Here is a 10,095-nt window from a genome sequence, read left to right on the forward strand (position 1 = left end):
TTGGAGCAGCTTACCTACCGCCATCCCTTCTCCAACTTCCTCAACTTCGAGGTGTATGACCCTGACACCGAGTCCTACCGCAACCAGGACAACACCACTGGCCTGCTCTGGGAGTGCAAGCCGGTGGCATTTCTGGGCGATAAGGGACTGAACACCCTTGAGGGCCTGTTCCGGGCAGGTCTGCCCGAGGGTTCGGTGCTGCAATTCATCTTTCATGCCGACCCACATATCGAGCCCATCCTGGATGGCTACCAGGCCAGCCGGGTTCGTGACAACCCCCTCATCGAAAACAACACTCAAGCTGTGCGTGATTTCATCCTGGCCGGCAAAGAAGGGGTTAAGAGCTGCGGGGATATCCCTCTGCGTAACTTTCGACTGCTGGTGAGCGTGAAGATCCCAACCAAGCTTCGTGACGGACTGATCCTTGAGATCAAGCGACAGATCAATGAAACCCTGTTTGCCGCCCAGCTCCAACCACGACACATGCCACCCGGGGCGCTGCTGGAGTGGTGCCGGCGGCTGATCAACCTCTACCCCCTGGACTACCCGGACCAGAACTTCGCTCAATACGATGAAATGCTTCCCTTGCGCAAACAGGTGATTAACGCCGACACCCCGATCAAAGACCATGGCGACCACCTGTTGATCGGCAAAAACCACTTCCTTTGTGCCACTCCCCGGGTCTTTCCCAAAAAAGTGGACCCGCTCCAGACCAACACCCTGGTCGGGGGCATCAAGGGCCTGGTGTCCGACGCCGACCAGATCAAGACCCCGTTCATGTATGTGGTCAACGTCATTTTCGAGCCGCTTGCCACCAAACTCCACGCCAAATGTAACCTGATCCTCAGCCAGCAGGGTGTCGGCTCGCTGTCCCCGTCGCTGAAACGCAAACAGGAGGAACACCTGGCGGCGGCCGACGACTTGGAGCGGGGGGTGCAATTCGTAAAGGTGATGCCGATCTGTTGGGCCTGGAGCAGCAATTTGGAGCGGGCCAGGGACTCCTTGGCCCGAGTCCGCCGACTGTGGGAAAACAACAATTATGTCATGCAACAGGAGAGCCATATCCTCAAGGTGCTGTTTCTAGCTTCCTTGCCGTTCGGGCTTTACAACAACGATAAGAATCTCCAAAGCATCGACCGCGACTTTATTGTCCCGGCGCCCACCGTCACCGCTCTGCTGCCGGTTCAGGGCGACTATCCGGGAGCCGGCTCGCCGGTCCTGCTGTTTTTGGGCCGCAAAGGACAGTTGGCGGGACTCAATTTTTATGATTCGGGAGCGTCGAACCAGAACATTTTCTGCTGCGCCAGCAGCGGCGGCGGCAAATCTTTCGCCGTGAACTTCATCGCCTTCAACTATTTTGCCACCGGCGCCCTGATCCGGATCATCGACATCGGCGGCTCCTACAAGAAGATGTCCACCATGCTGGGAGCCCGCTATCTGGACTTCAACCCGGAGATCGACATCTGCCTCAACCCCTTCACCCATATCCAGGACGCCGAGGAGGAACTTAAAAGCGTGGTAGCAGTATTCGCCCAGATGGCCTACTCCAACTCGGACACCGATAAGCCCGACGACACCGAAATGAACCTGCTGCGTAACGCCGTGCGCTGGGCCTGGAATCGCCGGAACAACCAAGCCGACTCCAATACCGTCTATGAGTTTTTGACCCGGTTTCCGGCGGTGGACGATGCCGGCCTGACCGATATCGGTGACAATCAGCAACTGGTTGAAACGGCCCGCAAATTGGCCTTCAACATCCGCGAATTCACCAGTCACGGCGCCCATGCCCGCTTTTTCGTCGGCCCCAGCAACTTCGACATCAGATCCGACGAGTTCGTGGTGCTGGAGCTGGAAAACCTCAAAACCCACCCCGATCTGTACCGGGTAGTCACCCTGCTGGTGATCAACGCCGTTACCCAGGACCTGTACCTGTCCGACCGCTCCCGGCCCCGCTTTGTCATCTTCGATGAGGCATGGCAGTTCCTGGGCCGGGCGGCGATGATGGCGGCGGTGATCGCCGAAGGTTACCGCCGGGCCCGGAAATACCGGGGGGCATTCATGGTGATCACACAGTCCATCACCGACCTGGAGACGTTCGGGGATGTTGGCGATGTCATTAAATCAAACTCGGCTTTCAAGATTTTTCTGGAATCGCCCAACTTCGAGGTCGCCCAATCAAAGGGACTGATTGACTACGATGACTTCACCATGAGCTTGCTCAAGAGCGTCAAGTCGGCCAAGCCGAAATATTCCGAGCTGTTCCTGGACACTCCTTTTGGGGCCGGCGTGTTGCGCCTGGCCGTCAATGATTACACCTACTATATCTACACCTCAGAGGCCGCCGAGATCGCCGAGATCGAGGGCCTGATCAAGAAACACGGAATGACCTATGACGAAGCAATCAGGGAAATGGTGCGCCGCCATCGCACTCCTAAGCTGTCTGACCGGGCGTGTTGAACAGGCACAGGCGGAGAATGACCCCTATGCCAGAGGCGTGCAGGCAGGTCAAATGGTGCTGGATTATCTCGACTACGGGGCGGGGATCAATGAACGGTTTTCACTCCCATTAACCGGCGGCGGCGAAATGCAAACAGTGGACGGCGAGTCCACTTTCAGTGTCCCAACCATCAACCCATCTTCCACCTCTTTCGTGACGGTGCTGGTGCAGCCAGAAGCCACTGGCGACCTGAATGTTCAGCTCTTTCAAGACTTGGATTTCTCGGGAACCACAGATTATTCCTTCAGCGTGACGGCACCTGTGTCCGGGGTGTGTGCCAATGGGGTCATCTCGTGCGACCCCGGCACCTGGAACAATTGCTCCCACCACCAGTGGACAGCGGACGAATTCGGACGAGTGACCATTGCGGAAACCAGCCTGAACAGCCTAGGGGGGTGCTACTGCATCAACCAGTCCTGCGGCTCTAATCTGGTCTGGAGTAACCTGGGCATGGTCCTGAAACATCTGGGCGGCGGCATTGTTAGTGCGATTCAGCAGCGCAAAGACAGTTACATCGTAACCCAGGCCAGTATCGACGGCCCGAGCATTGCCTACTACGGGCAGGATACCTCCAGCCCGGCAGGAGGAACCGGTACCAGCCCCCAAGCGGAATTTTACCAGAACCCTGAACAGTTGACCGTGGCGGCGGAGATGGAGGCAGCGACACAGGCATCAGATCCGGACAGTCTCTATTCCGCCATCCTGACCAGCTACGAATCAAGAGGGGGCGGACATGAAACCGTTTCATGCTCGATCACCAGGCTGATCAGCGCAGAGGGGCCATTTTGCGAACGCGGCACATACAACTCGGTACGATCTATCTGCGAGGATTATTTAGCTAATTGGCCACTTGGAACGGATTCTTACGTCAGCGGATTCACACATCTGTCGGGAGATAATTTTATGAGGTCAATGCCGTGGATGGGCGAGCCCGTGGCTGTTCCCCCTCGTTTCAGCACCACATTTACACTCCATGAGGGCGATGAAGTTTTGCTGCTGCTGATTAAAAACAGTAGCCCAGGCACCTCTCAGCTCACGAATGCCGGCATCGGCTTACGGGTCAATTCAATATACGCCGGCCACTGGAGAGTATCAGAAGCGCATTACCCTTGGGGCTACGGAGAAGACAACGCGCGAACGCTATCCTTTACCGCCCCTTCCGCTGGTGATTATTTCTTTGAAATATGGGCTTGGGCTGGCGATCCGGGCAGCTGGTGGCTCAACAGCAGCTTAATCGTTAAAATCGAAAACGAATCTGAAAACCCGTGTTTGACCACCGAGTCTATCAACGACAGTTGCTTGTCCTTGGCAAACGACTCAGGCTGCAACCTGCGCCATGAAAACGTGGATGGAGTTACCACCTACACCTCATTTAACCCCACCTTCCTGAACCCCTTGCCCAGCAGCCGTGATTTCGGGTCGGGGATCTGCAGCCAGACCATAACTCGCAACTGGTGGAAAAAGGATCGCCAATACTTGTGTCAAGGTGACAGCGCTTTCGATTTCACCGACATAATGAAGGCCGCGAACACCGTTGTCCGCTCCACCCTGGCCAATGAGCCAGGCAACACCATCCATTATGAAACCTGGCAGGGCGAGTCTGGAACCATCGTCATGCCGGAATTACCCGCCACCGATAGCTGTCTGCACGTCTGCAAAACCAGGGCCCCAGAGGAGGACACCCAAGTCTCCCCTTCGGGGACCAGGGCAACCTATCAGATCTCCATTCAAAGCTGGTCTTTTTTTTACCGTACCTGCGTTGATCAAGTCACCTGCCCCGTTGAACCCGGTGAGGAGATCGTCACCCCATGCGGATGCCTTAATGAGTTCGCCGAAGCGGCGTCCATTATGAGCGCACTGGATAGTGCGGGTAAGGATATGATCTGTTCCGATGGGGTCAAGAAATGAAATTCCATCAGCGTATTGGTCTTGCCGGAACCCTTGCTTTGTGCTTGTCGCTCCTGACGCCACCACCCTCTTGGGCGGATCTAGGCGATCTCTGGAACGACGAAGTGTGCAGCAAGGATTTGGATGGTGACGACTACCTGGGGGGAGAGGGCGAGGTAATCGACTGCATAAACGGAGTCTGCCCCCATGATGCCGTCACGTGCACGCCATCTTTTGCCGAACCCACCTGCCCCAGCGGAGGTATTCTGGATGCCACGCTTGATGTCTGTTACCGACCGGTTTCACTGTTTCTCGGTTGCACGTGGGGATATCACTATGTTGCCGGGAGACATCGCTGCGAAAGGCCCCCTGTGTGCTTGGAGGGCACATACGACCCTGACGAGGGGGCCTGTTACTTGGGGGATTACGACTGCCCTCACGGCCACGAATTCATCTGCGCTGATGACGGCAACGGGGTTAACAAATGCTCGCCGATTACCTGTGTTGACGTGGGCCTGACCGGCGGGCCTGAACAGACCGATGGCGACCCCTCATACCTGCGGGATGATGGTGAGATAGACCCAGAAACCGGGGCGTGCCTGGGGTTTATTAGAATCTTCACCGGGCGGCCCGGCGAATGCCAACCTCCTGGAGCCGCCACCCTCTACAGAAATTGTTGCACCACCACCGCCGCCGACGGAGTTGAGGTTTTCCCCGACGTGGAACTTATGTATTGCAGAGAAGAAAGCCTCAAAACCGCCCAGGCCATAAGCGCCGGGGTCACCCATTACGTCGGCGAATACTGCAAGACCAGAATACCCTTGATCGGCTGCATCCAGAAGACAAACGTTTACTGCGTCTTCAACTCCAAGCTGGCCCGCATCATCAACCAGCAGGGCCGGCCGCAACTCCATAAATTCGGCATCAACGGTGGTTGGGGAACGCCCGAGACTCCAAACTGCGAGGGGTTTTCCCCGGAAGAATTTCAAATGCTCGATTTTTCCCAGATCGACCTAAGCGAGTTCACGGGCGATATCACCCACGCTGCATCGGAAACCGTGCAACAGCAGGCCATTGAGGCCATGCAAGACTTTTTCCAGCACACCCAGTAGCTAAACTATTTTCTCCGGCGCCGGATAAAAGGGGGTAGGAGGATTTTGACTTCAATGCCGAGAGCAAAAACTGTCATCGCCGCGATCTTGATGGTGGGCACCATGGCCGCGGCTACCACCATGGCCATGGCCGCAAAGCATCTGGGAACGGCGGGCCAGACCTTTGATTTGGCCGAAAAGGATGCCTTGGCCGAGATAATGGAGGCGGCAGCCCGGGTGGATTGGGAGTCGGTATTCGACAAGGAGAAGATGCGGCAGACAATAAGCCAGTATCGACCAACCGATCTGCGGACCTTGCCCAAGACACAACGCGACCGGGTATTCCTGGTGGATATGACCTACAGCCTGGAGATGGATATCCCGGACGGCAAGGGCGGCATTCTCTACCCCAAGGGATTCACCTTCAACCCCCTGGACTATGTGTCCATGACCAGCATTTTCGTGGTCATTAACGGTTCCGATCCCCTTCAGGTGGAGTGGTTCTCCGCCTCCGACCATGCGGACGACTTCCGGGTCCGGCTGATACTCACCGACGGCGATTATATCGGGCTGATCAGAGCCTTGGAACGCCCCGTGTTTTATCTGTCCCCACCAATGGCAGATCGGTTCAGACTGACCTCAGTGCCGTCGGTTGTAAGACAAAAAGGCCGATTCATTGAGGTTCAAGAGGTTTACGTCGAAGACCAGCAGGAGCAACCTTGAAAACCAAAATCTTCCCAATCATCACCATCCTGGCGCTGGCTGGAGTTTGTCCGGCCCAAGCCGGCATCAAGAGCGGGAGCATGATGAACCCGATCTCCGAAGTCTCCTGGAATGAGATTTTCCCGATCAAAATTGGCGGAGTCGAAATCACCGGCAGCAACAACTATGACAACGATGACGCGGCCTCCGAGCCCACTTGTTACTGCCAATACAGTGAAGAGGCCATTCGTTACGGAGTTCCCCTGAGCATGTGGGAGCCGGCTCGAATGATCGAAACCGTGGCCACCCCTTACTATTTCCCTTTTCTAGGAGAGCACTTTGACGAATCTTCCGGGGAGGAGGGAGGACCCGGGGGGGAGGGAGCCCCCGGGGAGGAGGGAGCCGGTGGTGGCTTCAGTGGCGCTTACCTGTCCGGCAAAAACGCGGAAATGGACCCAGCCTCTCAGGAGATGAGCAGCTTTGCCCAGGCCCACTACTGGATATTCCCGGTTTGGGCCATAATGGGCATGTTCACCGACACCAGGTGTGTCGATGGGGGCGGCATGGACCTCGGGTACATGACTGAGCTGGACAGCCTCTGGCAGGATGCCGAAGCCTCTGCCATTATCCATCCCGAGGCTATCCTGTTCGCCAATCCCATTGCCCAGATATCCTGCATTGCCGATTCCGTCGCGGTCAATGTTTGGGCTCCCCTGGACGCCATGTACTGGTGTATCGGCAGCTCGGGCAGCGCCTACTCCATGACCGGCCACATCGACAACGAGAATCTGATCCAGGCCAACGCCGGCGTGGCCGCCAGGCTGCTCTATAAGCTGCACCGCCAGCTCCTGGTTTGTGATGCCGGAATCGACCTCTGTTACTGTGTGCCCATGCCGATCTGGCGCAAAAGCAACTACAAGCTGCACGCTGTGCGGCCGGCTGTCCGCAGGACCGCTTATCCCATCGGCAAAAGCCAGTTTTTCTACGGCACCGGGCTAAACCCTCCCTACCGAGGCGCCAAAGGTCCTGGAGATGAATTTCTCTGGATGCTGTTTTGGAAGCGGGCCTGCTGCGCGTCATAGGGAGAAGAGAATGCGAAAACTGATAACCATATTGCCTCTAACCTGCCTCCTCTGGGCCAATATCACCTCTGGCCAGGAGTCGAACATGGGCATGAGCGATATTGCGAACCAGCTTCGCCAGGCCGAGGAACTGGCCAAGTCCTTGGAAATGCCGGATCAGCAATCAAGCCATGCCGAAAAAGCCCGACAGGCTGCCGAAGAGCTTTTTCGACAGTTCAACGCTCCTGAACACCAAGCAAGAATCAAAAGGGAGGAACAGCGGCTCAGGGAAACCATTTTTGCCGATGTGCTAAACGAATACGGCCAAAATCATGGGGCAGAGGCCACCAATGATTTTGTGCCCGGCCTGCTGGCTGACCATGAACGGGTGTACCTCCTTATTTCAAGCTCGGTGCCGGAAAGCACTCTGAAAAATTACATGACCATGATTGAGCGGGCGCAAGAACCCAACCTGATAATGGTCATGCGCGGCTTCATTGGCGGCATGGAGAAAATTCGTCCGACCATTCAATATCTGCAAAATTTGCGCAAAAAAGACCCCTCTTGCAATCCCACCCGGGCTAAATGCGACCTTTTCCAGGTGAACATCCAGATCAACCCCTTGCTGTTCCGCCAATATGGCATCACCAGGGCCCCCGCGGTGGTTTATGCCGCCAACGTACCCTCGGTCGAGATTGAGCAACCATCCGGCTCGGCCTTCATCATCGAGGGTGACGCCGCGCTGGATTACCTGTTGGAGCGAATAAACCGCGAAGCCAAAAGTGAAACCCTGGCCGGCCTGATCCGGGCCTTGCAGGGAACCAATTAACTCAAGGAAGGAGAAAAACCATGATCAACAAGGCCATCCTCATCGGCAACCTGGGGGCTGCCCCGGAAATCCGCCACACCCAGGCCGGCGATCCCGTAGCCACCTTTTCCCTGGCCACCACCGAGGTCTGGCGCAAGCCGGACGGCAATAAGCATGAGCAGACCGAGTGGCACCGGATCGTCGCCTTCAAACGGATGGCGGAAGTGTGCGGCGAGCTGCTGGAGAAGGGCACCAGGGTTTACATCGAGGGGCGCATTCAGACGCGCAAATGGCAAGACCAGGACGGCGAGGATCATTGGGCGACCGAGATCGTCGTCCGCGACATGAAAAAGCTTACCCCCAAGAACGCCGACCGGGCGGTCCCCCCCAGCATGGATTCAAACGTTCCGTTGCCCGAGCCGCCTGTAGGCGACGATGTTCCGTTCTGAGGGGTTTGCGATGCCTGAGAATGAAACCAGCTTTTACCTGCGTGAGATTCCAGTGCCATTGTGGCGAGAAGCCAGGGCGATAGTAGTTCTGAAAAAGAGTACCCTGCGCAAGGTGCTGCTCGACGCGCTGGCTGATTATTGCCGGCGAGAAAAAAAAGAGGTGCCTGCATGCAAGAAAAAATAACAACCAAATCCACCAACGGACGGCCCGGACCCGGCTACCTTGAGGTGATCACGCTCACCGTCTTGATCAGCCTGATGACGGTCACCCTTGCCGTCGGCTTGTACGACCAGCGATACGCCCAGAAGGTGGTTGCGGTGGACTTCAAGGGTTTCATCCAGGAGCAGCGTGACCGGCTGCTGGCCGGCGAGATTGACGACAATGGCCTGCGAGCCGCCCTTGACAGTCTGGAAGTGTCCCTGACCAGTGTGCCTGGCAATCATGTCGTAATTCTCAAAGAGGTGGTGCTGAGAAATGCTCAGGATATCGAACTTAAACCCTAGGGAAAAAGGGTTCCTGCTTGTGATGCTGGTGGCCGTGCTTTTGGGGGCCATCCTGCCGAGCCGCCTGAGCCTGGCCTTGGGTGAGTCGGTCAGGCATAAGCTCTTCTTCCTCGGGGGCAGACCGGTCGAACATCGCATCCAGGCCGGCGACTACCTGGTGTTCCCCTACGACGGACACCGGCTGACCAAGTTTGCGGCTTGCCTGCCCGGTGACCGGCTCAACGTGATCGAAGGCGAGTTCTTCTGCAACGGAGAATTCCTGGGCCGGGCACTAACCGTCAACAGTCTGGGCGAGCCGCTGCCGCAATGGCAGTTCAACGGGGTGGTGCCGACCGGCAGGGTATTCATGTCCGGCCACCATCAACGCAGTTATGACAGCCGCTATATGGGGTTTATCGACATTGAAGAGATCACTCACAAAGCATATCCTCTCTGGCCTTTTTGGTAGCGGACTGCTGCTGTTCGGCCTGCTGGCGGCTCCACCGGCTGCCACCGGCCAACCCGCGCTGTTCTACCAGGACACCAAGCGTGGCTGGTTCTGGTATGAAGATCCGCCGATTGAGCTGGAAATTGAAGAGATGGAGCAGGAGATTCCGGCCCGGCCGATTCCCTCGCTACATGCTTTTAGCATGGAAGAACTATGGGATATGCACCCGGATGACTTCCACACCCTGCTGATGGATCTGCAAAAGGAGGCCGTGCGCCGACCCACCGAGGAAAACATGCTGGAATACATCACCATCCAGGATATTGCCCGGCGCAAGGCTTTGGCATTCACCAACGTGGCTGCCTACGTTACCCAGAAGCACGGTGAATTTGACCAGAGCCAGGCATACCCCGTCGCCATGCCGGGGGTCAGGGCCAGGGTCCAACAGCAGCGCCAGGAGATTGTCGGTGTCGTTGCCGCTGCTCGACACGATCACGCTTTGTTGTTCTTCACCGATCCGAGCTGCACCTTTTGTGTCGAGCAACAAAAGATTCTGGGATATTTCACTGCCCGGCACGGCTGGGAGGTTAAGCCCATCGATATCATGGCTCGGCCGGACCTGGCGGTTCAGTTCGGGGTGCAACGCACCCCAACCCTGCTCCTTATTAA

General features: G+C 56.8%; 11 protein-coding genes. All 11 read left to right on the top strand.

Annotated elements, in window-relative coordinates:
• Positions 1-2,457, top strand: coding sequence for a TraC family protein (locus ACHHRT_RS01600; protein ID WP_395497005.1), 2,457 nt, complete (start codon positions 1-3; stop codon positions 2,455-2,457).
• The gene (locus tag ACHHRT_RS01605; RefSeq protein ID WP_395497007.1) at positions 2,390-4,405 is read left to right on the top strand and encodes a hypothetical protein; all 2,016 of its coding nucleotides are present in this window, start codon (positions 2,390-2,392) and stop codon (positions 4,403-4,405) included. Before ACHHRT_RS01600 ends, ACHHRT_RS01605 begins: the two co-directional genes overlap by 68 nt.
• Positions 4,402-5,496 carry a conjugal transfer protein TraN gene (gene traN, locus ACHHRT_RS01610; RefSeq protein WP_395497009.1) on the top strand — a complete coding sequence of 365 codons (1,095 nt, stop codon included), beginning with the start codon at positions 4,402-4,404 and terminating at the stop codon, positions 5,494-5,496. Before ACHHRT_RS01605 ends, traN begins: the two co-directional genes overlap by 4 nt.
• A 54-nt stretch (positions 5,497-5,550) precedes the next feature.
• On the top strand, positions 5,551-6,198 hold the full coding sequence (locus ACHHRT_RS01615) for a hypothetical protein (protein WP_395497011.1): 648 nt from the start codon (positions 5,551-5,553) through the stop codon (positions 6,196-6,198).
• Complete coding sequence (locus tag ACHHRT_RS01620) at positions 6,195-7,259, top strand: TraU family protein (protein ID WP_395497013.1); 1,065 nt, start codon at positions 6,195-6,197, stop codon at positions 7,257-7,259. Before ACHHRT_RS01615 ends, ACHHRT_RS01620 begins: the two co-directional genes overlap by 4 nt.
• Entirely contained in the window at positions 7,210-8,067 is an 858-nt protein-coding gene (locus ACHHRT_RS01625) for a type-F conjugative transfer system pilin assembly protein TrbC (RefSeq protein ID WP_395497015.1), read from the top strand. The genes ACHHRT_RS01620 and ACHHRT_RS01625 overlap by 50 nt, the downstream gene beginning before the upstream one ends.
• A 20-nt stretch (positions 8,068-8,087) precedes the next feature.
• The gene (locus tag ACHHRT_RS01630; RefSeq protein WP_395497017.1) at positions 8,088-8,495 is read left to right on the top strand and encodes a single-stranded DNA-binding protein; all 408 of its coding nucleotides are present in this window, start codon (positions 8,088-8,090) and stop codon (positions 8,493-8,495) included.
• Positions 8,496-8,505: 10 nt separating this feature from the next.
• Entirely contained in the window at positions 8,506-8,679 is a 174-nt protein-coding gene (locus tag ACHHRT_RS01635; RefSeq protein ID WP_395497018.1) for a hypothetical protein, read from the top strand.
• Positions 8,664-8,999 (top strand): hypothetical protein, encoded by a 336-nt coding sequence (locus ACHHRT_RS01640; RefSeq protein ID WP_395497020.1) that lies wholly within the window; start codon positions 8,664-8,666, stop codon positions 8,997-8,999. The genes ACHHRT_RS01635 and ACHHRT_RS01640 overlap by 16 nt, the downstream gene beginning before the upstream one ends.
• Positions 8,971-9,447: a S26 family signal peptidase gene (locus tag ACHHRT_RS01645; RefSeq protein WP_395497021.1), complete on the top strand. Its 477-nt coding sequence runs from the start codon at positions 8,971-8,973 to the stop codon at positions 9,445-9,447. The genes ACHHRT_RS01640 and ACHHRT_RS01645 overlap by 29 nt, the downstream gene beginning before the upstream one ends.
• A partial coding sequence (locus ACHHRT_RS01650) for a conjugal transfer protein TraF (RefSeq protein WP_395497023.1) occupies positions 9,401-10,095 on the top strand: 695 nt, incomplete at its 3' end. The genes ACHHRT_RS01645 and ACHHRT_RS01650, both read left to right, overlap by 47 nt.

The sequence above is a fragment of the Desulfurivibrio modestus genome (assembly GCF_044068625.1).
Lineage (GTDB): Bacteria > Desulfobacterota > Desulfobulbia > Desulfobulbales > Desulfurivibrionaceae > Desulfurivibrio.

Coding starts and splice junctions, on each gene's coding strand:
- ACHHRT_RS01640 (WP_395497020.1), top strand. CDS start 8,664: ATGCAAGAAAAAATAACAACCAAATCCACCAACGGACGGCCCGGACCC.
- ACHHRT_RS01615 (WP_395497011.1), top strand. CDS start 5,551: ATGCCGAGAGCAAAAACTGTCATCGCCGCGATCTTGATGGTGGGCACC.
- ACHHRT_RS01605 (WP_395497007.1), top strand. CDS start 2,390: ATGACGAAGCAATCAGGGAAATGGTGCGCCGCCATCGCACTCCTAAGC.
- ACHHRT_RS01625 (WP_395497015.1), top strand. CDS start 7,210: ATGAATTTCTCTGGATGCTGTTTTGGAAGCGGGCCTGCTGCGCGTCAT.
- traN (WP_395497009.1), top strand. CDS start 4,402: ATGAAATTCCATCAGCGTATTGGTCTTGCCGGAACCCTTGCTTTGTGC.
- ACHHRT_RS01630 (WP_395497017.1), top strand. CDS start 8,088: ATGATCAACAAGGCCATCCTCATCGGCAACCTGGGGGCTGCCCCGGAA.
- ACHHRT_RS01645 (WP_395497021.1), top strand. CDS start 8,971: ATGCTCAGGATATCGAACTTAAACCCTAGGGAAAAAGGGTTCCTGCTT.
- ACHHRT_RS01635 (WP_395497018.1), top strand. CDS start 8,506: ATGCCTGAGAATGAAACCAGCTTTTACCTGCGTGAGATTCCAGTGCCA.